Raw genomic sequence first — 22,769 nt, 5'->3', positions numbered from 1 at the left:
TTGCCTCGCAGGAGGGACCAAAGATGGCGACCGATAAACAAAAAGTATTAGAGCTGGCGGCGGACCGGCAGCATGCACAGCTGCCGGTGGAGGCAAACGGCCTGGGCCAGGCAGAAGAGCCCCATTGCGGCGATCTGCTGCGCATCGGCCTGGTGGTGAACCCCCGCCAGGTGGTGGTGGACGCAGGCTTTACCATCACCGAAAGCGCCTGCCCCCCGGCAGTGGCCAGCGCGGTGATCGCCGTGCAGCTGGCGCTGAACAAGCCGGTGCTGGCGGCCTATACCGTGGATTGGAACGCCATCGCGGAGCAGATGAGCGACAGTGACGGGCTGGACAAGGAGCATGTGCACTGTGCCCGGATGGCGGAGCTGGCGCTCAAACGCGCGGTGCTGGACTACGCGGCGAAACGCGGCGCGGCACAGCAGCCGAACAACTGAATCAAACCAAAGCGGCGCGCCGTGCTGTTTTGGGGGCAAAGGGGTACGGTTTTGTCTTGCCCGGGTGTTTATGGTATAGTAATAAGGACAATAACCATACAAAACAGGCAGGAATCAGGAGAAATGAATGAAAACTGAACGACTGAACGAAACATCCGCCCGCGCTTTGCTGGATGCCCAGAAAAAATACTTTGCCACCGGGGCCACCCGGCCGCTGCAGTTCCGGCTGGGGCAGCTGGAAGCCCTGTACAAGGCGCTGGAGCGGCATACCCCGGCCCTGGAAGAGGCCCTGAAGCAGGATCTGGGCAAGAGCCGGTTCGAGAGCTATGCCAGCGAGATCGGCATGGTGCTGGCGGGCATTTCCCACATCCGCCGCCATCTGGCCCGCTGGATGAAGCCCCGCACAAAGCTTGCCCCGGTGCAGCTGTTCCCCGGCCGCAGCCGGGTGGAGCTGGTGCCCTATGGCTGTGTGTACATCCTGGGGCCCTACAACTATCCGGTGCAGCTGCTGCTGGAGCCGCTGGCCGAGGCGCTGGCCGCGGGCAACTGCGCGGTGGTCAGCCCCTCCGAGCTCACCCCCCATGTGGCCGAGGCAATCAGCACCATGCTGGCCGAGGTTTTCCCGCCGGAGTATGTGTGCTGTGTGCCTGCGGGCATCGAGAACAATACTCTGATGCTGCACAGCCGCTTTGATTACATCTTCTTCACCGGCAGCCCCCGGGTGGGCCGCATCGTGATGCAGGCTGCGGCGGAAAATCTGGTGCCGGTGACGCTGGAGCTGGGCGGCAAAAGCCCGGTGATCGTGGCAAAGGACGCTCATCTGCCCACCGCCTGCGAGCGCATTGTCTGGGGCAAGCTGATGAACGCGGGCCAGACCTGCGTGGCCCCGGACTACGTGCTGGTGGACCGGAGCATCCAGGAGGAATTTTTGCAGGGGCTGGAAGGGGCCATCCGGCGCTTTTACGGCGAGGATGCCCAGCAAAGCCCGGACTACGGCCGCATCGTGAATGAGGGCCACATCCGGCGGCTTAGCCGCATTCTGGAGGAGGACCGGGCCTTTGTCCGGTGCGGCGGCCGGGTGGATGCGGCGGACCGGTACATCGAGCCCACCATCCTTTGCCCGGACGGCATGGACGCGGCCTGCATGCAGGAGGAACTGTTCGGCCCGCTGCTGCCGGTGTTCGCCTACGATGACCTGACCGAAGCGCTGGAGACTATTAATAAAGGCGAGAAGCCGCTGGCGCTGTATGTGTTCAGCCAGAACAAGGCTCTGGTGCGCCGGGTGCTGGATTCCACCGCCAGCGGCGGCGTGAGCGTGAACGATACCATCGGCCATATTCTGGACCCGGACCTGCCCTTCGGCGGGGTGGGCCAGTCCGGCATGGGGGCCTACCACGGTCACGCGGGCTTTCTCACCTTTTCCCACCGACGCAGCGTTCTGCATCGGGGACTGTTCCCCATGCGCGCTGCCTTCCCCCCGTTCAGCGAAGCCGGCGAGCGCATCGTGCGCCGCCTGATGCGATGAGCGGGGGCAAATGGGCGGCCCTCTGGGCCGAGTTCACCCAGAAAAAGCTGCCTTCCATCCGGGCTAAGTGGGCGGCGGCGCTGCCCACCATTCTGGTTTCGCTGACCCTGCTGTTCAGCATCTGGGGCATCTTCGGGGTGCGGTACGTGGTGATGACCTCGTTTCTGACTCTGGTGTTCCGCACCCGCCACCGGCAGGATTTCCGTCCCCGGGAGCTGGCGCGCACGGCAGTGATGATGGCGGTGGTATGTCTTGCGGCCTTCGCGGCCGGGCGGGGCCTCTGGTGGGCCCTGGCGCTGAACCTGGTGGTGCCCTATGTGCTGGTGTATCTGCTCAGCTCAAAATTCAGCCCCAAGGCCTATTTCGTTTACGGCATGGAGTTCGTTTTTTTGCAGCTGATGCCCATCACGTCCGCTCAGCTGTCGGTGCAGCTGGCGGTGCTGGCCTACGGTCTGGCGGTGGTCACGGCGGCCCTGTGGATCCACGCCAGGATCATCCACCGGCGCAGGCACTTTGGTACCGTGCGCAAGGGCATGGATAACCTCTGCACCCAGCTGGAAAAGCTGGCCCGGGGCGAGAGCGTGAGCGCCGAGCACGCTGCGCTGCCGTCCATGATGATTCACATGACCCAGGTCATCTACGGCAGCCGGGGATATACTTACCTGGCCAACGGTTACGGCAAGGTGAACTATCTGTTTATGCTGCTGTTCCAGCGGTTTTACTATTTCACCGATCACTTTGTGCCCGGGGGCTGGCAGCCCGGCCAGGCGGATGCCGCCTGGCTGCTGGAGCTGGCGGAGCTGTTCCGCCGGGCCGAGCGGGAGCTGAACGGGCCGGAGCACCCGGAGCTGCGCCGCCGTCTGGACCAGCTGCGGGCCGGTCCGGGATTAAGCGACGGGCGGCAGAACGAAGCCATGGGCGAAATTCTGCGGGTGTTCGGCGCGGCGCTGGAAGCCCTGGAGCAGGTGCACCTCGCCCGCCCCATGAAGGACTGGAAGCTGCCTGGCGACCAGAACAAGGTGAAGGGGGTGCGGTACGCCTTCGGGCTGGACCAGTTCACCACCCGGTTTGCGGTGCGGCTCTCGGCGGTGCTCTGCCTGGGCTTCGGTTTTGTCTGGCTCACCGGGCTGGAGCACGCCTACTGGTACCCCATGACCGCCTTTCTGATGCTGATGCCCTATGCGGAGGAGAGCCGGATGAAGATCGGCAACCGTATTCTCGGCACGCTGGGCGGGGCGGTGGTGTCCATTCTGCTGATGTCGCTGTTCCACACCATGCCCCAGTACATGGCGATCATGGCGGTGATGACCTGCTTCATGTACTATGTGCCGGTCACCTCCTGGACTATGACGGTCTACACTACCTGCTACGGCATGACCCTGGCCCAGCTGCGGCTGGGGCTGATGGAATCGGTGGAGCTGCGCCTGGCCTATGTGGCGCTGGCGGCCGTCACCGCGGCACTGGCCAACCGGTTTTTGCTGCCCAATACCGCCGGACGGGAATTCCAAAAGAGCGTGGAAGAGCTGTTCGAGCTGGACCTGAGCCTGCTGGGACAGGTGCGGGAATACTGCCGCACCGGCAGCCAGGATCTGAACCGGATGCGGGACCGTCTGGTACATTCCCACCTTTTGGAAAACGAGATCAAAACCAGCCTGAAAGGGATGAGCAAGGCGGAGCAGGAGTTCTACAGCCAGATGCTGCCCATGAACCGGCAGTTGGTCAGTGAATTGGAGCAGATCAACGCCTATCTGCGCAGCCGTCCCCAGCTGCTGGGCACCGATCACAGCCGGATGGCCGCCGAGGTGCTGGACAATCTGGAGGATGCGATCCTGCGCATCAAGCTGAGCTACACCAAAAATGAGCTGGTGCCCTTCTTCGACACCGGCCGCAGCCCCCAGGCCTTCGGCCGTCTGGAGGAGAGTCTCTACTTCAACACCCTGGCGGTGAACTGTTTGCAGACGTTGCGCCAGATGAATGAATTGCTGGAGAGCAAGGCCAACGGGTAAAACAAAAGCAGCCGTGCGAAAAATCGCACGGCTGCTTTTGTTTGGTTCGTTTTATCAGGCCTGCATGCCCAGGAACATGCCCAGCACGTAGGGGACCAGCCAGATCAGCCACACAACGATGCTGAACCGGTGGAAGCTCTGCTGCTTTTCGGCGTTGCCGCGGGTGTAGACCAGGGTGGCCCACACCGCGTGGAACAGCATCAGCACGATGGCCAGCGCGCCGGTGATGCCGTGGGGGCTCAGCAGACTGGAGCCGTGGGCGATGGTGGACATGATGGTGGTGCCGGTGGTGTCGAACACCAGGCCGCACCAGAACAGGATCACGTGGCGCTTCTGCAGGCTGTGAGCCCGGCGCTCGGAAAAGACGCTCACGGTGTAAAAGAACAAAGCCAGGGTGATGGTAACGATGGCAGCGATCAGCTGAGTGGTCATAAGAATTGCTCCTCTCTGGATTGTATGGGCCCGTCAAAGGGGTCGGATTTGTTATTGAACGATGTTCATTATAGCCGGGCGGCAGGAGATTGTCAAGGCAAAGAAGGGAAAAAGACACAAGGAATGCACGATTGTGAACGTTGTTCAGAAAAGCTATTCCCATCCAGGCAAAGGTTTTTTGCCCGGCGGGGGGCGAGGCTCTTGCAAGATGTGCTTTAATCCATTAAAATACTGAATATACGGTCTGTTTTTCGGCGCCGCAATTCCAACGAAAAGAGAGGAAAACGATCATGGATCTTCGTTTCAATACCAAATGCGTCCAGGGCGGCTACACCCCCGGCAACGGCGAGCCCCGCCAGATCCCCATCATCCAGAGCACGACCTTTAAATACGACACCAGCGAGGATATGGGCAAGCTGTTCGATCTGGAGGCCTCCGGTTACTTCTACAGCCGCCTGCAGAACCCCACCTGCGATCATGTGGCGGCCAAGATCTGCGAGCTGGAGGGCGGCACCGCCGCCATGCTCACCGGCAGCGGCCAGTCGGCCAACTTCTATGCGGTGTTCAATATTGCGGGCTGCGGCGACCATGTGGTGAGCAGCGCCAGCATCTACGGCGGCAGCTTCAACCTGTTTGCGGTGACCATGAAGCGGATGGGCATCGAGTTCACCTTCGTGGACCCGGACTGCACCGAGGAGGAGCTGAACGCTGCCTTCCGGCCCAACACCAAGGCTGTGTTCGGCGAGACCATCGCCAACCCCGCCCTCACCGTGCTGGACATTGAAAAGTTCGCCAAGGCGGCCCATGCCCACGGCGTGCCCCTGATCGTGGACAACACCTTCGCCACTCCGGTGAACTGCCGTCCCTTCGAGTGGGGCGCGGATATCGTGACCCATTCCACCACCAAATATATGGACGGCCACGGCGCTGCCGTGGGCGGCTGCATCGTGGACAGCGGCAAGTTCGACTGGACTGCCTACCCGGAGAAGTTCGCCTGCCTGTGCACCCCGGACGAGAGCTACCACGGCGTGACCTACACCGAGCGCTTCGGCCTGGCCGGCGCCTATATTACCAAGGCCACCGCGCAGCTGATGCGCGACCTGGGCAGCGTACAGAGCCCCCAGAGCGCCTTCATCCTGAACCTGGGCCTGGAGAGCCTGCATGTGCGCATGAAGCGCCATTGCGAGAACGCCCTGGCCGTGGCTTCCTACCTGGAGAAGCACCCCAAGATCAGCTGGGTAAACTACTGCAGCCTGCCCGGCAACAAGTACTATGACCTGGCCCAGAAGTATCTGCCCAGCGGCAGCTGCGGCGTGGTGAGCTTCGGCATCAAGGGCGGCCGCACCGCTGCCGAGGTGTTCATGAAGCACCTGAAGGTGGGCGCCATCGAGACCCACGTGGCCGATGCCCGCACCTGCATCCTGCATCCCGCCAGCAGCACCCACCGCCAGATGAACGACGCCGAGCTGGCCGCCGCCGGCGTGGGCGCCGACCTGGTGCGTATGTCCTGCGGCCTGGAGGACGCACAGGACCTGATCGACGACATCGCCCAGGCCCTGGAGCAAGTCTGACCGGCAAAGAAACGCTGCAAAACCTGACAGCACGCTGCGCCCCGCCGGCGCCCGGAATCCCCGGGCGCCGGTGCGGGGCGTTTTGTGTGGTTGGAGATGTTCTGCTGATACCTGCTGCGTTCACCAATAAAATTCGCCATTTGTGGTTCACTTTTCTGTTGGCGACGGAGTATGTGTTGCATTGAGTAATGAGTTGATTGTGAGATTTTGCAAACACGGAATGAATACTCCAGGTGTTGGTGATGGGAATAAGATGCTATAATAGGTATGTAGTTTAAAAATTTAAAGGAGAGTAACTTATTATGCTTGAGCGTATGTTCGCAAAAAAACATACATTCTTTATGGGACTATGTGCAACATTGTTGATGCTTATGTTTGTCGGATGTGCCTATAATAATGAAGCAGTCAGCGTGATAAGCGGGGAAACATCGAATGTAGCGCAAAGCGTAGAACCGCTTTTGACGAGAGAAAAATATAACTGCAATCTTAGATATCCAGATCAAGACAAGGTCGTCCAGATGGCAGAGGACATGCTGCAGGGCAAATTGTATGTTCTTGATACGGAACAGCCACTTCCCTATGAGAGTGTAGAGTCACTGGATTGGAATGTGCAATATACAACACAGCCCAATACATTTCAGCTGTATCTGCAGTGTTTGAACCCGACCATGTATCTGACGAGAGCCTATGAGGTGTCGGGGAAAATCGAGTACTTGCAGCTGGCGGAAGAATTGATCCTTTCATGGAATGATTTTCGGCAGACCCCACAGGCCGAGGGAAACAGCTTTGTTTGGTATGACCATGGAACAGCTCTTCGGGCAAACAACCTGATTTACTACGCGCTCGTGGCTCGTGAATCTGAAAATTTAAGTGCTGAAACGGCAGAATTGATTGAAAGCATGCTCCGGGAACATGAAGAATTTCTTGCGGATGATGCAAACTATACCAAAAATCACAATCATGGTATTTTTCAGGATCAATCCTTGATTTACATTGCCTATTACCTGGATGATGAAAACTCGGAAGAATATTTGAACATTGCAAAAGAACGGCTTGCAGGACAAGAAGATTTTGCGTTTAACAGTGAAATGGTTCATGTGGAAAATTCACCAGGATATCAGGCTGGTGTTATGGACCTGTTCTGGGTAGTGGCAGACTTTTTGGAGCAGTATGGTGATGAGTATGGACAGCATATTCATGAAGATCTGGTGCAGGCTGCCCGTTTTATGAGCTATATTGTAAAGCCGAACGGGATTGTTGCAGAAATCGGTGACACAAACTCGGCAGCAAAAACAAATAAAGCGGATTCGGTTGAGGATATAAGTGCAGAGCAGCAGGAAACCATGACAACCGATCTGGAAACACTACAGGATTTGTATTTTGGCAGTACCGAACTGCAGTATGCACAAACCATGGGCCAGTACGGCCAGAAGCCGGAGGAAACAGCGGTATTTTATCCGCAGTCCGGCTATTATATCAGTCACAACAGCTGGGAAAAAGAAAATTATTCTCAATCTACCTGGCAGATGTTCAAATCCGGGTATGAGTCCAAAACACACAAGCACGCAGACGATAATTCCTTCATGTTGTATTCCAAGGGCTACGACATCTTTGTGGACCCGGGTTGGTACAATTACATGACAGGTGATCCCTATCGGGACTACTTTGTTTCGTCAAGCGCCCACAACACAGTCGTTGTGGATGGGAAAAGCTACTCTGCCACTGCAGAAAACAGCTGGAAAACGGGAATTTACGCCTGGGAGGATACCGCCGATTGGGACTATGTGCTGGGGTTCAACAACCAGTATACCGGCGTACAGTTCGACCGGCATTTCTACAATCTGGGCGACAGTATCATTTTATATGACAATATCGTGTCGGAGGATACCCACACCTACACGCAGCTTCTGCATGCGTCCGAAGAGATGGAGCTGGTGGAGGAAGGCCAGCAGGAGGTGCTGTTCCGGCTGGCAGATACAGGCTATTACGTGCGTGTAAAGCAGCTGATTCCCTGTGGCAGCAATCGTGTAACCTACGGCGGAGAAGATGGGGTCTTTAGCTATATTTCGAGAAGCATGGCCCAGTTGGATGAGATTTATACACTGGAATATTCCGTGACTGGAAGCAATGTGGATTTAGTGACCTTGATCACCATTGAGGATGAACAGGGGAAAGTGCAGGATCTGGAGGATATTGCCTATCATTCCGATCAGATGGCCTTTGAGGTTACAAAGGACAGCGGGGAAACATTCCAGATTCAGCTCAAAGCCCGTGAGCGTTTGGATTGGACGGATGTGGAAACACAACAGCTGAGTGGAGATACCTTCCGGTTTACAAACAACAATGAAGCGGAGGATTCGGAAGAATCGCTGCAGTACGCTTGGTATGTGGTGGAAAAGGATTCCGCAAAAGTTGTTGAGAAAACCGAATGGAGCACCGAAAACGTATTTGAATATACATTTTCAGAACCCAAGGAGTATCTGATCAAAGCCTATACGCACAGCGCCAACCAGCGTGCTACAGGTTCTGCAATCATCGCCCGGATCACGTATGACCAGGACAGTGGTAAGTACGGAGTTGTCACGGAACAGGAAGAAGCCCTGAACCTTGTGTATAATGGGCAGAGCTTGGAGAATCTGGGAGATAACACCTATCGGTTCACGGTGGATTACGACTATGCATGGAACAGTGAAATCAAGTGGTATATCTACAAAAATGGCGGATATTATACGGTTCAGCGCTCTGAAAATGAAAAAACGTTGACCTATCAGTTCACGGAGCCGGGCGATTATACAGTGATGTATTATCTGACAACGCCAAACGGAGACAATGAGTTCTGGAATTTTGAAAGAATTACAATTGAATGATTCACGATGTGACAGGGAAGGCTGCAACGCGGCAGGAGACGGATGGAATTGCCCTATCACAACGATAATTTGTGAGGAGTGTTTTTAATGCCGCTGATCATCCCGCAGAATCTGCCCGCCTACACCGCGCTGGGGCAGGAAAATGTATTTGTGATGCACCGCCAGCGGGCCGAGAGCCAGCAGATCCGTCCGCTGCGGATTTTGGCTTTGAACCTGATGCCCACCAAGATCGCCACCGAGACCCAGCTGGCCCGGCTGCTGGCCAACAGCCCCATCCAGGTGGAGCTGACCCTGCTGCACACCGCCAGCCATGCCGCCACCCATGTGGCGGGCGAGCATCTTTCCGCCTTTTACAAGACCTTTGACGAGGTGAAGGACCAACGGTTCGACGGCATGATCATCACCGGTGCGCCGGTGGAAAAGCTGCCCTTCGAGGAGGTGGACTACTGGCCCGAGCTGTGCCGCATCATGGAGTTTTCCAAGACCAATGTGTACTCCACCCTGCACGTGTGCTGGGGCGCGCAGGCGGCGCTGTATTATCACTTCGGCATCCAGAAGGAGCTGCTGAGCGAGAAGATGTTCGGCGTGTTTCCCCATCGGGTGACCCGGCCCTCCAACCCGCTGGTGCGGGGCTTCGACGAGGTGTTCTACGCCCCTCACTCCCGGCATACCGGGGTGCGGCGGGACCAGATCGAGGCCTGCGGCGCGCTGCGGGTACTGGCGGAAAGCGACGAGGCGGGCGTCTACCTGATGAGCACCGAGTCCGGCCGCCAGATCTTCGTGACCGGCCACCCGGAGTACGAGAAGTACACCCTGGACGCGGAGTACCGCCGGGATGTGGACAAGGGCCTGCCCATCCAGCCGCCCAAAAACTACTACCCGGACGACGACCCCGCCAAAGAGCCGCTCTACCGCTGGCGGGCCCACGCCTTTTTGCTCTACACCAACTGGCTGAACTACTACGTGTATCAGGATACTCCCTACGACCTGGCCACTCTGGCCCGGGTGGAGGAGAACTGAATTATCTGCGCAAACAAAAACCGCCCGGCGGAAGCTTCCGTCGGGCGGTTTTGCTGTTAAGATTGAAAATCAGGCGGCGATCAGGCCACGGTGGAGTTTTCCACCACGAAGTTGTAGCCGTTCTGGATGCGCAGCTGGTGCATGGGATAAGCGGTGCCGCCGTAGGTCTCCAGCGCCTTGTCGTAGTTGTCGCCGAATGCGTCCTTCAGGTCCTGCTCGGTGGGCTGCAGGCCCTCGGCGTCCGCGATGGTCTCGCAGATCATCTGCAGCTTGATCTGATCGGTGTACTGGGTCTTGAAGTCCTCACGGAAAGCATCCATGTTCTCGTAGCCGTACATCATCAGCAGGTATTCCACGGGCAGGCCGTTGGTGGCGGCGGTGTTGTTCAGGTTGGCCTCCTCCTGCTCCAGCATGGTGTTCAGGATGACCTCGGGAACTTCCTTCACCTTGGCGTTCTCCAGCAGGTAGTTCTGCAGGTACTGGGATTTGTTGTACTCGGTCAGGGTGTTCTTGATCTCCTCGTTGGCCTGGTCGGCAGTGGTCCAGCCGTACTGGCTCTGCAGGTTCTCAGCCACGAAGGCGTCGTCGAACTCGGGGTAGATGGGGTCGCCCTCGATGTAGTTGATGGTGGTCTTGAACACAGCTTCCTTGCCGGCCAGCACGATGGTGTTGCCGTCGGCGTCGGTGGAATCGTTGTAATCCTCAGGGAAGGTGACTACCACGTCGAAGGTCTCGCCGGGCTTGTGGCCGATGATCTGGGTCAGGAAATCGTCCACATAAGCGGTGGAACCGGCGGTCACGGTGGTGCCGGCGCCATTGGTGTTGCCGCCGGTGAATTCCACGCCGTCCACGCTGCCCACGTAGTCGATGTTCACCTGGTCGCCGTCCTCAACGGCGCGGTCGGTGATCTCGGTGGGGGTGGCGTACTGCTCCACAAAGGCCTGACGCTGGCTCTCCAGGTCCTCCTCGGTGGGGGTGATCTCGTCGGTGGGGATGGCGATGTTCTTGTAGTCGGGCAGGGTCACGTAATCGGTCAGGTTCACGTCTACCCACTTGCCGTCCTCGGTCAGGTTCTTGGAGAAGTCGATGTCCACCTGGGAAGCGGCGCTGGTGGAAGAAGAGCCGGATGCAGCGGAAGAGCTGCTGGTGCTGCCGGAAGAAGCGGCGCCGCCGCAGGCGGTGAGACCGGCGGCCATGGAAATGGCCAGAGCCAGTGCGGCCAAACGGATCATTGCATGTTTCAAAGGGATTTCCTCCTAATTCTGAAGGGGAGAAGCAGCTCCCCTTTTGTTTGTGTTTTGCCACAGAATAGTTCTATTATACACCACCCGGGGCCACAGAGCCAGTGGTTGGGCCAAAATTTACACATCTGTATTATTATACAAATTGTAATATCGGGGCGAGAAAAAACGGGAAATGCTTTTTTGCAGTAAATTGCTAAAATGCACTTGACAAACCGGCTGCCCTGTGGTTTAATGAGCCTAAACCGATGAGGCGGAGATAAAACTGCACAGCGCACTTCCAGAGAGTCCGGGTTGCTGGGAACCGGGCAGAGAGCGGGGCAGGGGGCCGAAAGGCCTGAAATGGACCGCCGAGGGCAGGGCGAACAAAGCGGGAAGCTTTCAGTAGCCTGGGCCGGGTACCTCCCGTTACAGAGGCAGGGCGTGTTGGCGCCCGGTGAGGTGGCTTCCAGTTTTGGGAAGCAAGCAAGGTGGCACCGCAAGTTTTGAAGAGATTCAGGACCTGTCCTTGCTCATGGCATCGCCATGGGCAAAGAGCAGGTCCTTTTGTTTTTGCCCGGCGCGTACACCAAACGATGCACCAAAGGAGGGCACATGCATGAAACGCTATGCCGAAAACAACCGGTTTTCCACACGATGGCGGGCAGGATGTTGAAAAAGCATGTCCATCCACCCATGACCAAACAACGAAAGGAAGACCGATGATGAAAACGATGAAAACCAGACTGACCGCCCTGTTTGCCGCCGCTGCCATGGGCCTGAGCCTTGCGGGCTGCGGCTCCGCCGCTTCCTCCGCCTCCGCCGCAGCTTCCGGCAGCGGCCAGCAGGCGGACTACACCGTGGGCATTCTCCAGTACACCAGCCATTCCAGCCTGGACGAGATCGCCGCGGCCATCCAGTCCGAGCTGGAGCAGCAGGCGCTGGCCGCAGGCGTCACCATCCGTGTGGAGCTGAAAAACGGCCAGGGCGACGCGGCCACCATCAACGACATCTGCAAGATGTTCGTGTCCGACAAGGTGGATCTGATCATCCCCATCGCTACCCCGGCAGCCACTGCGGCGGCTGCGGCGGTGCAGGGCACCGACATCCCCCTGGTCTACAGCGCGGTCACCGATCCGGTGGCGGCTCAGCTGGCCCAGAGCATGGAGGCCCCCGGCGAGAACATGACCGGCACCTCCGATTACATCGACACCGCCAAGATCCTGGACCTGGTGCTGGCCAACAACCCGGACACCAAGACCCTGGGCCTTATCTATAACCTGGGCGAGACCAACAGCGCGGCCACCATCGAGGCCCTGCGCCCGGTGCTGGAGGAGAAGGGCATCCAGGCGGTGGAGAGCACCGTCACCACCCCCGGCGAGGTGCAGATGGCCGCCCAGAACCTGGTGAGCAAGGGCGTGGACGCCATCTTCGTGCCCATCGACAACACGGTGGCCAGCGCCATGAGCGTGCTGGCGGATGAGGCCATCAAGGGCGGCGTGCCGGTCTATACCGCGGCGGACAGCCTGGTGCGGGACGGCGGTCTCGCCACCACCGGCGTCAACTACACCAAGCTGGGCGAGCTGACCGCCCAGATGGCGGTGCAGGTGCTGCAGGGCGAGGACCCCGCCACCATGCCGGTGCAGGTGCTGAACGACGGCATCGTGACCGTGAACACCACCACCGCGAAAGCCCTGGGCATCGACCCCAATGTGTTCGATCTCACCGGCGAGGGCTACGTGAGCGTGGAGTAAAACCGGAACAAACAGTGCCCGCCGCAGGCCGCGGCGGGCCATCCGTGTGTTGAAAAGGAGAAATCATTATGAGCATTATGCTGCTGCAGGGGGCGGTGGAGCAGGGCTTCATCTACGCTCTGGTCGCCCTGGCGCTGTATCTGTCCTACCGGACGCTGGACATTGCGGACCTGACCACCGACGGAACCTTTGTGCTGGGCTGTGCGGTAAGCGCGTCGCTGTGCAGCCTGGGCCAGCCGGTGCTGGGCCTGGTGGGCGGCTTCGGTGCGGGCCTTCTGGCGGGCTTCGTCACCGCATTCCTGCATACCCGACTCAAGATCCAGGCGATCCTGGCGGGCATCATCACCATGACCGGCCTGTACACCGTGAACCTGTGGGTGATGGGCGGCCGGGCCGACCTGCCCCTGTTGAAGGTGGATACCATCTTTACCTATACCCAGAGCCTTCTGGGCGAAAGCTACGGCAAGCTGATCACCGTGGCACTCATCACCTGCGTGGTGGGCGTGCTGCTGGCGCTGTTTTTGAAGACCCAGCTGGGCCTTTCCATCCGGGCCACCGGCGACAACCGGGACATGGTCTCCGCTTCCTCCATTGACCCCTCCTTCACCATCACCGTGGGCCTGTGCCTGGCCAACGGCCTGACTGCTCTGGCGGGCGGCGTGCTGGCCCAGTACCAGATGTCCAGCAACCTGAGCCTGGGCACCGGCGTGGTGGTTATCGGTCTGGCCAGCCTCATCATCGGCGAGGTGGTGGTGCGCCGGGGCGGCGTGGGCCGCTGCATCGCCGGGGCCATCGTGGGCTCGGTGATTTACCGGGTGCTGATGGTGTTTGCCCTGCGGGCCAGCGCCAACCCCGCGAATTTGAAGCTGATCAGCGCGGTGATCGTGGCGGTGGCCATCGGCTGGCCGGCTCTGGTGGACCGGCTGCGGCTGGAAAAGCGCAAAGCCGCCGCAAAACAGAAAGGGGGCCGTTGAGATGCTGTATCTGGAAAATCTGAGCAAGACCTTCGCGCCCGGAACCGTGAACGAAAAGCACGCGTTGAACGGGCTCAGCCTGCACCTGGAGCCGGGGGACTTCGCCGCCATCGTGGGGTCCAACGGCGCGGGCAAAAGCACCCTGTTCAGTGCCATCGCGGGCAGCTTCTTCACCGACAGCGGCCGCATTGTGCTGGACGGCAAGGACATCACCTTTGAAAAGGAGCACCGGCGCAGCCGTCAGATCGGCCGCCTGTTCCAGGACCCGCTGCGGGGCACCGCACCCCGCATGACCATCGAGGAAAATCTGGCTCTGGCCTATCTGCGGGCCAGCGGCAAGGGGGCCAGCTTTGGCCGCATCGGCAAGGCCGAGCGGGCGTTGTTCAAAGAAAAGCTGGCCGGTCTTGGTCTGGGTCTCGAGGACCGGATGAGCCAGCCGGTGGGCCTGCTCAGCGGCGGCCAGCGCCAGGCGCTGACCCTGCTCATGGCCACGCTGGTCACTCCCAAGCTTCTGCTGCTGGACGAGCACACCGCCGCGCTGGACCCGGCCACCGCCGACAAGGTGCTGGAGCTGACCCGGCGGATCGTGGCGGAAAATAAGATCACCTGCCTGATGATCACCCACAACATGCAAAGCGCTCTGGAGCTGGGCAATCGCACCCTGATGATGGATTCCGGCCGCATCGTGCTGGACCTGAAGGGAGAGCAGCGGGCCGGGCTTTCGGTGGAGGACCTGCTGCGCCTGTTCCGGGAGAACGCGGGCAAGCAGCTGGACGACGACCGCATCCTGCTCTCCGGCGAATAAGCAAACGAAAAAATCCCCCTGGAACCATTGGTTCCAGGGGGATTTTTGTTGGAAACGATCAGGGCTCGTAGCCCTCCAGGGTGGCCTTGACGGAATCGCCGAAGCCGGAGGAGTAGACCACCGAGCCGTCCTTCAGCATCCACATGACCTCCACGCCCTCCAGGCTTTCCACCAGGGCCTGGCCGTCCTCCAGAGTCAGGCAGAACAGGCCAGTGGACAAACAGTCGCCCAGGCCGGAGTCCGGCACCAGCACCGCCACGGCGGAGAAGTGATCCGCGGGCATCAGGGTGTCCGGGTCGATGATGTGGTTGTAGCGCTCGCCGTCCACCTCGTAAAAACGCTGGTAGTCGCCGCTGGTCACCAGGGCCATGTCCTCCATGTAAACGGACACCAGATAAGGCGCGTCGTTCACCACCTGACCGGCCATGTCCGCCGAGGCCCAGGGGTCCTGGATGCCGGCGGTCCACTGGGTGCCGTCCGGCTTGTGGCCGATGGTGCGCACGTTGCCGCCCACGCTCAGAATGGCACTGGCCAGACCCCGCTCCTCGGCGGCCCGGGCCACCATCTCCACCGCGTAGCCCTTGCCCACGCTGCCCACGTCCAGCTGCAGCTGGTCATCGGCAAAGTAGACGGTACCGGCTTCCTCGTCCAGCACCAGGTCGTCGATGCTGCAATGCTCGCTGGCGGCGGTCAGCTGGTCCATGGGGGGCAGCTGGGCGCTGTCCGGGTCGTTCAGGCCTGCTTCCCGGTAGTCGTGCCAGATGCTCAGCACTGCGCCGAAGGCCACATTCATCTGGCCGCTGGTGGTCTTGTACATTTCCTTGGATTCCACCAGCAGGTCCATGATCCGCTCATCCACCGCCACCGGGCCCTGGGCAGCACTGTGGTTCAGGTCGTACAGGTTGGTCACGCCCTCATAGTGGTTGTAGATGTCGTACAGCTGGTGGTACTCGGCCAGATCCTGATGCAAAGCGTCCATCTGCCGGTCCCATTCCTCCTCGCTGGGCGCGTAACCGATCACGGTGGTCACGGTGTCGAACACATCATACCAGCTGGCCGTGTATTTCTCCCATCCGGCCATGGCCGGGTCGGCGCTGGCCGAGGAAGCCTGAGAGGCGGAAGCGGACGTGGAAGCGGGGCTGCCGCAGCCGGCCAGCGAAGCGGCCAGCAGCACAGCGGCGCATCCCGCGCAGAGAAGACGTTTTACCATAGCAACAAAAGATCCTCCGTGTGAAGACTCAGGCCGCGCACAGCAGGGCGGGCCCGGAATGAATAACAGAAAACGGCCAGACCGCCGGGGCCTGGCCGTTTTTTCATTTTAACAGATCACGCCGTGATGCGCAAGTTGCTGATCAGGCCAGAGCCTTAGCAACAGCGTTGTTGAACTCGCGAACGTCCATGGTGCAGGAAGCAGCGATGTCGGCGTCGGTGGGACCATTGTGGCCCTCAGCGTCGGTCTCAACAGCAGCCACGTCGGCAGCGGTCTTGCCAACCAGCCAGGCAGCGTAGGCGTTGGCCTGCTCGAACCACTCCTTGCCGATGGGAGAAGCAGCGGTCATGCCGTAAGCTTCCTTCTGGGTCTGCTTGGGAACGATGGTCTCGTCCTTAGCAGCCACAGCGCCCTCTTCGGTGGTGGTGAACTTAGCCTGAGTGCAATCCCAGATGCTGCTGGTGATCTTGCCGTCAGCATCGGTGGTCACGGCAGCGTAGGTGGTATCGGTCTGAACCAGGCCCTCGCCCTCGTTGTCAGCGGGCTGAACAGCGGAAGAGCTGAACTCGGTGGACAGGCCCAGAGACAGGGTGTCCTCAGCGGAAGCGCCCAGAACCTGAGCGTTCTCGGTAGCCTGAGCAATGGCCTCGATGAAGTCGGTCACGCTCATGGTGCAGGAAGCAGCGATGTCGGCGTCAACGGGGCCGTTGTGGTCGCCGCCAACCTCGATGGCGCGAACTTCCTCAGCGGTCATGCCAACAACGTACTCAGCGAAGGCGTTAGCCTGCTCGTACCACTCTTTGCCGATGGGGGAAGCGCCCTTCATGTTGTACTCTTCCTTCAGCTCCTGCTTGGACTTGAAGGTAGCAGTGGTGTCGAAGGAACCGTCAGCCTTAACAGCGACCTTGTTCTGGGCAACATCCAGCTTGCAGCTGATGATCTTGCCGTCTTCGCCAACCAGAACAGCAGCGGCGGTGCTGTCGACCTGAGCGTTGCCGTCAGCGTCGGCATCAGCGTCGGAAACGCTGGTTTTGGAAACGATGGCCATACCGGTCTTCACGCCAGCCTCGGTAGCAGCAGCCTCAGAGGAAGCAGCCTCGGAGGAAGCGGCCTCGGAAGAAGCAGCAGTGGAAGAAGCGGTGGAAGTGGAAGTAGCGGTGCTGGAAGCGCCGCCGCAGGCTACCAGGCTGAAAGCCAGGCAGGCAGCCATGACCAAAGCAATAGCTTTTTTCATGATGTTGTTACTCCTCTCGATAATAAAATCGCACAAACACGCCCCGCCTGTTCTGCGGCGGGAAACAGCTATATTATAATTTCCTGACAGATGTTTGTCAATGTAAAAGGGTGCAGTAAAAAATGACAGTTTGGTTGCAAAATGCATAAAACCGTGCACATTTTGCATAAAATATAAGATTATTGCTCTTTTTGCGCAGTCTGTGCAGCGGCGCGGGCGGCAAAGGCCTCCCGTTCCTGCACCAGCTCCGCCAGCAGGGCGGCCAGAGTCCAGCCCTGGTTGGTGGGGGTGACCATGGCCTTCAGGGGGATGGATACGCCCCCGGCCCGCAGCCGGGTCAAAAAGGAATCCAGCCGGGAGCGGTCCAGCCCGTTCATGATGAGGGCGGCGGGGTAGTTTGCCTCAATGGCGGGCGCGCTGGCGGGGCCGGGGCCGCCGCACAGGCTGCCGATGGTCTGGCCGGTGTCGGCGGGGCCCACCGGGGTCAGGGTCAGGCCCTCGGCCCGGCAGGCGTCGGCCAGGGCGGCAAAGCCGGGTTCGGTGTCGGGGTAGTTCCACACCAGCGCACAGGGGGCCAGCGGACGGATACGTGCTTTCATGAAAGGCTCCTTTCGCCCCTCGGGCAGGTCCTGCCGGGGGCTTCAACCATAGTTTGCGTTGTCTTGGGTCGTTTATGCGGGAACGGTCAGTTCATCTCCTTGCCGAAGAAGGCTGCCTCCCGGCTGATGTCCTGCATCAGAGCGTCGAACTGGGGGCAGGTCAGGCTCTGGGCGCCGTCGCACTTGGCCCGGGCCGGGTCGTTGTGCACCTCGATCATCAAGCCGTCCGCACCGGCGGCCACCGCGGCCTTGGCCAGCGGCTCCACCATCCAGTTGATGCCTGCCGCGTGGCTGGGGTCGATGACCACCGGCAGGTGGCTCATGTGCTTGAGCATGGGCACGGCGGAGATGTCCAGCGTGTTGCGCATGCTGTTCTCAAAGGTGCGGATGCCCCGCTCGCACAGAATCACCTGCTCGCAGCCCTCGGCCATGATGTATTCGGCGCTCATCACGAACTCCTCCAGCGTGGCGGAAAGACCGCGCTTGAGCAGCACCGGCTTGCCCATGCGGCCCACCGCCTTGAGCAGCTCGAAGTTCTGCATGTTCCGCGCGCCCACCTGGATCAGGTCCACATCCTCGAACATGGGAATGTGCTCGGTGTTCATGATCTCGGTCACGATGGGCATGCCGGTTTTGGCCCGGGCATGGCGCAGCAGCTCCAGGCCCTCGGCCCGCATGCCCTGGAAGGAGTAGGGTGAGGTGCGGGGCTTGAAGGCGCCGCCGCGCAAAAGGCTCGCGCCGCTGGCCTTCACCTCATTTGCCACCAGGCAGATCTGCTCCTCGCTCTCCACGCTGCAGGGACCGGCGATCACCGCGAAGTGTCCGCCGCCGATCTTGGTGCTGCCGATCTGGACCACGGTGTCCTGGGGGTGGAACTTGCGGTTGGCCTTTTTGTAGGGCTCCGAGATGCGGCGCACCTGGTCCACCGCCGGATTGGCCAGCACCCAGCTTTCGGCCACGGCCTTGGTGTCGCCAACAAGGCCCAGAATGTGCTCCTGTTCGCCCAGGCTTTCGTGGATGGAAAGGCCCATGGCTTCCAGCTCGGCCCGCAGTGCGCGTACCGCGGCCTCGTTTGCGTCCTGTTTCAAAATGATAATCATACCAAAACTCCTCTTTCCTTATAACAACGTAAAGGGGCAGGCCCGGCGGGCACGGGGCCCGCAAAGAAAAAAGCCGGGGGCCTGCTTGCTGCAAGCCCCCGGCTGGGTCGTACCGGCAAAACCGATGCGAGGCGTGTTACACCGCCCGGGAATGTTCACAGCAAACCAAGACCTTGCCATAAAAAGCAAAGCCATAATAATAGTTTGCGGTAAACAGTCGAGCCATAAAAAGTCCTCACAATGCGGTTAAGTTAGGCCTAGCATACCACCAGGAAAAGGTGTTGTCAAGAAAAATTTATCCGGCTAAAGCGGCGCGGGGCGGTTGCGGGAAAAAAGCGAACGCATTATAATAGGTGAAAAACAAGGGCGATACCGAACGATTCCAGGCGTTGGCCGTGAATTGTCTGGGGTTGCCCAAGAGCCAAAAGGAGGCATGAGCCATGGCAGCCAAGCAAACCAAGACCAACGCCATGCGCAAGCTGGAGACCGAGAAGGTAGCCTATACCTTCCATGAATACGACCACGAGGACGGCGCCATCGACGGGGTGTCGGTGGCAAACAAGCTGGGGCAGGACCCGGCCCAGGTGTTCAAGACCCTGGTCACCCAGGGGGCGAGCAAGAATTTTTATGTGTTCGTGATTCCGGTGGCCGCCGAGCTGGACCTGAAAAAGGCCGCGAAGGCGGTGGGGGAAAAGAGCGTGGCCATGCTGCATGTGGCGGACCTGCTCAAGACCACCGGCTACATCCGGGGCGGCTGCAGCCCGGTGGGCATGAAAAAGCAGTTCGTCACCGTGATCGACTCCTCCGCCCAGGACAAGCCCACCGTAATGGTGAGCGCCGGGCGCATCGGAGCACAGGTGGAGCTGGCCCCCGCCGACCTGGCCCGGGTGACCAAAGCCCGCTTCGAAAGTATTACATTTGCGTGAAAAAACCACAGCATAAGTAATACTACAAGGGTTGACAATTGGTAAATATGCCAAAAAACAAAGGGGAATATTCAACAACCCGGCGAAACTTCTGAAAATGGGGGCGCGGGGTGCAAAGCGGTTGCATTTTGCCGGCCGGGCCTGCTAAACTAGGATTGTAAAATTCTTGTTAGGGGGTGCACCCATGAAGCGCGGATTCATTAAGATGAAGGGTTACGAAGCCGGTTTTGCAGCGCTGTTTGGGGAGAAAAGCACCCATAACGCAATCCTTGCCGTATAAAAGGCCGTAGTGCATGCGCACTGCGGTCTTTTTCGTTGGCGTTTCATCTGGGAGGGTTTCAAAACATGGAACAGAAAAAAGTAGCGATCCTGATGGGCAGCGACAGCGACTGGCCGGTGGTCAAGGCCGCCGCGGCCGAGCTCAAGCGCCTGGATATCCCCTGCGAGGCACACATCCTCAGCGCCCACCGCACCCCGGCGGCTGCCGCTGAATTTGCCAAAAACGCCCGTGCCGCGGGCTTCGGCGCCATCATCTGCGCCGCGGGCATGGCCGCCCATCTGGCGGGCGCCATCGCCGCCAACACCACCCTGCCGGTGATCGGCATTCCCATGAAGGGCGGCGCAGTGGACGGTCTGGACGCTCTGCTGGCCACGGTACAGATGCCCAGCGGCATCCCGGTGGCCACCGTTGCCCTGAACGGGGCCAAGAACGCCGCCATCCTGGCCGCTCAGATGCTGGCCATCACCGACGAGGCCCTGGCTGCCAAGCTGGACGCCGACCGGGCCGCCATGGCCGACCAGATCGCCGCCAAGGAAGAGAAGCTGCAGGCTGAGCTGGCTGCGCTGTAAGGCGGAACATTCCAACCAAGTTTACAAAATTTTATTTTACCCAACATCAAAAGGAGCAGAGAATCATGAACAAGCTGGAGCAGTTGTACGAAGGTAAAGCCAAGAAAGTATTCGCCACCGAGGACCCCAACCTGGTCATCGTGGATTACAAGGACGACGCCACCGCAGGCGACGGCGCCAAGAAGGGCACCATCCGCGGCAAGGGCGTTGTGAACAACAAGCTCTCCAACAACCTGATGAAGATGCTGGCTGAGCAGGGCGTGCCCACCCACTTTGTGGAGGAGCTGAGCGACCGCGAGACTCTGGTGAAGAAGGTCTCCATCGTTCCTCTGGAGGTCATCGTGCGCAACGTGGCCGCGGGCAGCTTCTCCAAGCGCTACGGCGTGGAAGAGGGCACCATCTTCAAGGCTCCCACCCTGGAGTTCAGCTACAAGAACGACGATCTGCACGATCCCCTGATCAACCACTACCATGCTCTGGCTCTGGAGCTGGCCACCCAGGAGGAGATCGACACCATCTCCGCCTACGCCTTCAAGGTGAATGAGATCCTGAGCAAGTACCTGCTGCAGTTCAACATCCGCCTGATCGACTTCAAGCTGGAGTTCGGCCGTCTGGCCGACGGCACCATCGTGCTGGCCGACGAGATCAGCCCCGACACCTGCCGTTTCTGGGACGCCACCACCGGCGCTCACCTGGACAAGGACCTGTTCCGCCGCGATCTGGGCGGTGAGGAAGAGGCTTATCAGGAAGTAATGAAGCGCCTGCTGGGCTAATAGAAAGGAATGCGGCCGATGTTTGATTACCTGGAAAGCAAGATCCACGATGAATGCGGCGTGTTCGCCGTTTACAGCCGTGACGAGGATATGGATGTGGTGGCCGACACCTACTACGGCCTGTACGCATTGCAGCACCGCGGACAGGAGAGCTGCGGCATCGCCGTGAATGAGGACGGCGTGATCCGCAGCCACAAGGACCTGGGGCTGGTGAACGAGGTGTTCACCCCCGAGGTGATCCGCCGCCTGGGCAAGGGCCAGATGGCCCTGGGCCACTGCCGCTACGCCCCCTATAAGGACCGTACCCGGTCCAGCAGTCAGCCCATGTTGGTCCGCCACATCAAGGGCACCATGGCCCTGGCCTTCAACGGCCAGCTCACCAACGCGGTGGAGCTGCGGGAGGAGCTGGAATTGAAGGGCGGCATCTTCCACACCACCAGCGACATCGAGGTCATCGCCTACGCCATCACCCGGGCCCGGCTGAACGCCGGAAGCATCCAGGAGGCGGTGGAGACGGCGGTGGACCGGCTTACTGGCGCGTACTCCCTGGTGGTTATGAGCCCCCGCAAGATCGTTGCGGCCCGCGACCCGCAGGGCATCCGCCCCCTGTGCCTGGGCAAGATCGGAGGCAGCGACGTGATCGCCAGCGAGAGCTGCGCCATCCACGCGGCGGGCGGCGAGTTCGTGCGGGACATCGCCCCCGGCGAGATCGTGGTCATCGACGAGGAGGGCGTGCACAGCATCGCCCACGCCTGCGGCCAGAAGACCGGCCTGTGCGTGTTTGAATACGTGTACTTCGCCCGGCCCGATTCCGTGGTGGACGGCGCTTCGGTCCACCGGGCCCGCCGCCGTGCGGGCGCCTTCCTGGCACTGGAGCATCCGGTGCAGGCGGACGTGGTCATCGGCGCGCCGGACTCCGGCCTGGACGCTGCCCTGGGCTACGCCCAGCAGAGCGGCATCCCCTACGGCATCGGCTTTTTGAAGAACAAATACATCGGGCGCACCTTCATCCAGCCCAGCCAGAAGCTGCGGGAGAACACCGTGCGCATCAAGCTGAACCCCATCGCGGATACCGTGGCGGGCAAGCGTGTGGTGCTGGTGGACGACTCCATCGTGCGCGGCACCACCTCCAAGCAGATTGTACAGCTGCTGCGGGAGGCGGGCGCCACCGAGGTCCACTTCCGGGCCTCCAGCCCCAAGTTCCTCTACCCCTGCTACTTCGGCACCGATGTGGACAGCCGGAAGAGCCTGATCGCGGCCAACTACACCACCGAGCAGATCGCCGAGCAGATCGGAGTGGACAGCCTGGGCTTCTTGAGCATCGAGAGCGTGAAGAAGATCGCCGAGGGCTGCAAGCTGGACTTCTGCGTGGGCTGCTTTACCGGCGAATACCCGGTGGAGCCTCCCAAGCGGGAATTTCAGGACAAATACTCCCAGAAGCTGAACAGCAACGACTAACGAATGAAT

The 22,769-nt window shown here is 60.0% G+C and carries 19 protein-coding genes; 13 read left to right on the top strand and 6 right to left on the bottom strand.

Annotation, left to right across the window (positions count from 1 at the left end):
• Nucleotides 1-23: 23 nt before the first annotated feature.
• The 3 genes from B5G03_RS06765 (at nucleotide 24) to B5G03_RS06755 (ending at nucleotide 3,968) form a co-directional block, all read left to right on the top strand.
• On the top strand, nucleotides 24-437 hold the full coding sequence (locus B5G03_RS06765) for an iron-sulfur cluster assembly scaffold protein (RefSeq protein WP_087180974.1): 414 nt from the start codon (nucleotides 24-26) through the stop codon (nucleotides 435-437).
• A 127-nt stretch (nucleotides 438-564) separates the two neighbouring features.
• Nucleotides 565-1,962, top strand: a complete 1,398-nt coding sequence (locus B5G03_RS06760) for an aldehyde dehydrogenase family protein (RefSeq protein WP_087180973.1) — start codon at nucleotides 565-567, stop codon at nucleotides 1,960-1,962.
• Nucleotides 1,959-3,968 carry an FUSC family protein gene (locus B5G03_RS06755; protein WP_087180972.1) on the top strand — a complete coding sequence of 670 codons (2,010 nt, stop codon included), beginning with the start codon at nucleotides 1,959-1,961 and terminating at the stop codon, nucleotides 3,966-3,968. The genes B5G03_RS06760 and B5G03_RS06755 overlap by 4 nt, the downstream gene beginning before the upstream one ends.
• 54 nt (nucleotides 3,969-4,022) lie before the next feature.
• Here B5G03_RS06755 and B5G03_RS06750 read toward each other — a convergent pair whose 3' ends face one another.
• Complete coding sequence (locus B5G03_RS06750) at nucleotides 4,023-4,400, bottom strand: HsmA family protein (protein WP_087180971.1); 378 nt, start codon at nucleotides 4,398-4,400, stop codon at nucleotides 4,023-4,025.
• Between the two features lie 290 nt (nucleotides 4,401-4,690).
• Here B5G03_RS06750 and B5G03_RS06745 point away from each other — a divergent pair, with 290 nt between their 5' ends.
• The 3 genes from B5G03_RS06745 to metA all read left to right on the top strand — a co-directional run bounded on the left by B5G03_RS06745 (nucleotide 4,691) and on the right by metA (nucleotide 9,858).
• Complete coding sequence (locus B5G03_RS06745) at nucleotides 4,691-5,971, top strand: O-acetylhomoserine aminocarboxypropyltransferase/cysteine synthase family protein (RefSeq protein WP_087180970.1); 1,281 nt, start codon at nucleotides 4,691-4,693, stop codon at nucleotides 5,969-5,971.
• Nucleotides 5,972-6,273: 302 nt separating this feature from the next.
• Nucleotides 6,274-8,838, top strand: a complete 2,565-nt coding sequence (locus tag B5G03_RS06740) for a heparinase II/III domain-containing protein (RefSeq protein ID WP_087180969.1) — start codon at nucleotides 6,274-6,276, stop codon at nucleotides 8,836-8,838.
• Nucleotides 8,839-8,925: 87 nt separating this feature from the next.
• A complete protein-coding gene (metA, locus tag B5G03_RS06735; RefSeq protein ID WP_087180968.1) occupies nucleotides 8,926-9,858 on the top strand; it encodes a homoserine O-acetyltransferase MetA in 933 nt (310 codons plus the stop codon).
• A gap of 80 nt (nucleotides 9,859-9,938) precedes the next feature.
• On the opposite strand, the gene B5G03_RS06730 is transcribed toward metA, so the two are convergent.
• Complete coding sequence (locus B5G03_RS06730) at nucleotides 9,939-11,102, bottom strand: trigger factor (RefSeq protein ID WP_140401648.1); 1,164 nt, start codon at nucleotides 11,100-11,102, stop codon at nucleotides 9,939-9,941.
• Nucleotides 11,103-11,803: 701 nt separating this feature from the next.
• Here B5G03_RS06730 and B5G03_RS06725 point away from each other — a divergent pair.
• The 3 genes from B5G03_RS06725 (at nucleotide 11,804) to B5G03_RS06715 (ending at nucleotide 14,611) form a co-directional block, all read left to right on the top strand.
• On the top strand, nucleotides 11,804-12,832 hold the full coding sequence (locus B5G03_RS06725; RefSeq protein ID WP_242962324.1) for an ABC transporter substrate-binding protein: 1,029 nt from the start codon (nucleotides 11,804-11,806) through the stop codon (nucleotides 12,830-12,832).
• Between the two features lie 68 nt (nucleotides 12,833-12,900).
• Entirely contained in the window at nucleotides 12,901-13,806 is a 906-nt protein-coding gene (locus B5G03_RS06720; RefSeq protein WP_087180966.1) for an ABC transporter permease, read from the top strand.
• Between the two features lies 1 nt (nucleotide 13,807).
• The gene (locus tag B5G03_RS06715) at nucleotides 13,808-14,611 is read left to right on the top strand and encodes an ABC transporter ATP-binding protein (protein WP_087180965.1); all 804 of its coding nucleotides are present in this window, start codon (nucleotides 13,808-13,810) and stop codon (nucleotides 14,609-14,611) included.
• 58 nt (nucleotides 14,612-14,669) lie between these two features.
• Here the strand turns inward: B5G03_RS06715 and B5G03_RS06710 are convergent, their stop codons facing one another.
• The 4 genes from B5G03_RS06710 to aroF form a co-directional block, all read right to left on the bottom strand.
• The gene (locus tag B5G03_RS06710; RefSeq protein WP_087180964.1) at nucleotides 14,670-15,821 is read right to left on the bottom strand and encodes an FAD:protein FMN transferase; all 1,152 of its coding nucleotides are present in this window, start codon (nucleotides 15,819-15,821) and stop codon (nucleotides 14,670-14,672) included.
• A gap of 142 nt (nucleotides 15,822-15,963) precedes the next feature.
• The gene (locus B5G03_RS06705) at nucleotides 15,964-17,055 is read right to left on the bottom strand and encodes a hypothetical protein (protein ID WP_087180963.1); all 1,092 of its coding nucleotides are present in this window, start codon (nucleotides 17,053-17,055) and stop codon (nucleotides 15,964-15,966) included.
• A gap of 179 nt (nucleotides 17,056-17,234) precedes the next feature.
• The gene (locus B5G03_RS06700; protein WP_087180962.1) at nucleotides 17,235-17,654 is read right to left on the bottom strand and encodes a DUF3783 domain-containing protein; all 420 of its coding nucleotides are present in this window, start codon (nucleotides 17,652-17,654) and stop codon (nucleotides 17,235-17,237) included.
• 86 nt (nucleotides 17,655-17,740) lie between these two features.
• On the bottom strand, nucleotides 17,741-18,754 hold the full coding sequence (gene aroF / locus B5G03_RS06695; RefSeq protein ID WP_087180961.1) for a 3-deoxy-7-phosphoheptulonate synthase: 1,014 nt from the start codon (nucleotides 18,752-18,754) through the stop codon (nucleotides 17,741-17,743).
• Between the two features lie 440 nt (nucleotides 18,755-19,194).
• Here aroF and ybaK point away from each other — a divergent pair, with 440 nt between their 5' ends.
• The 4 genes from ybaK to purF all read left to right on the top strand — a co-directional run bounded on the left by ybaK (nucleotide 19,195) and on the right by purF (nucleotide 22,760).
• Complete coding sequence (ybaK, locus tag B5G03_RS06690; RefSeq protein ID WP_087180960.1) at nucleotides 19,195-19,680, top strand: Cys-tRNA(Pro) deacylase; 486 nt, start codon at nucleotides 19,195-19,197, stop codon at nucleotides 19,678-19,680.
• 345 nt (nucleotides 19,681-20,025) lie between these two features.
• The gene (purE, locus tag B5G03_RS06685; RefSeq protein WP_087180959.1) at nucleotides 20,026-20,529 is read left to right on the top strand and encodes a 5-(carboxyamino)imidazole ribonucleotide mutase; all 504 of its coding nucleotides are present in this window, start codon (nucleotides 20,026-20,028) and stop codon (nucleotides 20,527-20,529) included.
• Between the two features lie 65 nt (nucleotides 20,530-20,594).
• Entirely contained in the window at nucleotides 20,595-21,302 is a 708-nt protein-coding gene (purC, locus tag B5G03_RS06680) for a phosphoribosylaminoimidazolesuccinocarboxamide synthase (RefSeq protein WP_087180958.1), read from the top strand.
• 18 nt (nucleotides 21,303-21,320) lie between these two features.
• Nucleotides 21,321-22,760 carry an amidophosphoribosyltransferase gene (gene purF, locus B5G03_RS06675; RefSeq protein ID WP_087180957.1) on the top strand — a complete coding sequence of 480 codons (1,440 nt, stop codon included), beginning with the start codon at nucleotides 21,321-21,323 and terminating at the stop codon, nucleotides 22,758-22,760.
• Nucleotides 22,761-22,769 lie beyond the last annotated feature (9 nt).

The sequence above is a fragment of the Gemmiger sp. An50 genome (assembly GCF_002161595.1).
GTDB lineage: Bacteria > Bacillota > Clostridia > Oscillospirales > Ruminococcaceae > Allofournierella.
This window is presented reverse-complemented; position numbering and strand designations above follow the sequence as displayed.

Coding starts and splice junctions, on each gene's coding strand:
- B5G03_RS06765 (WP_087180974.1), top strand. CDS start 24: ATGGCGACCGATAAACAAAAAGTATTAGAGCTGGCGGCGGACCGGCAG.
- B5G03_RS06760 (WP_087180973.1), top strand. CDS start 565: ATGAAAACTGAACGACTGAACGAAACATCCGCCCGCGCTTTGCTGGAT.
- B5G03_RS06755 (WP_087180972.1), top strand. CDS start 1,959: ATGAGCGGGGGCAAATGGGCGGCCCTCTGGGCCGAGTTCACCCAGAAA.
- B5G03_RS06750 (WP_087180971.1), bottom strand. CDS start 4,400: ATGACCACTCAGCTGATCGCTGCCATCGTTACCATCACCCTGGCTTTG.
- B5G03_RS06745 (WP_087180970.1), top strand. CDS start 4,691: ATGGATCTTCGTTTCAATACCAAATGCGTCCAGGGCGGCTACACCCCC.
- B5G03_RS06740 (WP_087180969.1), top strand. CDS start 6,274: ATGCTTGAGCGTATGTTCGCAAAAAAACATACATTCTTTATGGGACTA.
- metA (WP_087180968.1), top strand. CDS start 8,926: ATGCCGCTGATCATCCCGCAGAATCTGCCCGCCTACACCGCGCTGGGG.
- B5G03_RS06725 (WP_242962324.1), top strand. CDS start 11,804: ATGAAAACGATGAAAACCAGACTGACCGCCCTGTTTGCCGCCGCTGCC.
- B5G03_RS06720 (WP_087180966.1), top strand. CDS start 12,901: ATGAGCATTATGCTGCTGCAGGGGGCGGTGGAGCAGGGCTTCATCTAC.
- B5G03_RS06715 (WP_087180965.1), top strand. CDS start 13,808: ATGCTGTATCTGGAAAATCTGAGCAAGACCTTCGCGCCCGGAACCGTG.
- B5G03_RS06710 (WP_087180964.1), bottom strand. CDS start 15,821: ATGGTAAAACGTCTTCTCTGCGCGGGATGCGCCGCTGTGCTGCTGGCC.
- B5G03_RS06705 (WP_087180963.1), bottom strand. CDS start 17,055: ATGAAAAAAGCTATTGCTTTGGTCATGGCTGCCTGCCTGGCTTTCAGC.
- B5G03_RS06700 (WP_087180962.1), bottom strand. CDS start 17,654: ATGAAAGCACGTATCCGTCCGCTGGCCCCCTGTGCGCTGGTGTGGAAC.
- aroF (WP_087180961.1), bottom strand. CDS start 18,754: ATGATTATCATTTTGAAACAGGACGCAAACGAGGCCGCGGTACGCGCA.
- ybaK (WP_087180960.1), top strand. CDS start 19,195: ATGGCAGCCAAGCAAACCAAGACCAACGCCATGCGCAAGCTGGAGACC.
- purE (WP_087180959.1), top strand. CDS start 20,026: ATGGAACAGAAAAAAGTAGCGATCCTGATGGGCAGCGACAGCGACTGG.
- purC (WP_087180958.1), top strand. CDS start 20,595: ATGAACAAGCTGGAGCAGTTGTACGAAGGTAAAGCCAAGAAAGTATTC.
- purF (WP_087180957.1), top strand. CDS start 21,321: ATGTTTGATTACCTGGAAAGCAAGATCCACGATGAATGCGGCGTGTTC.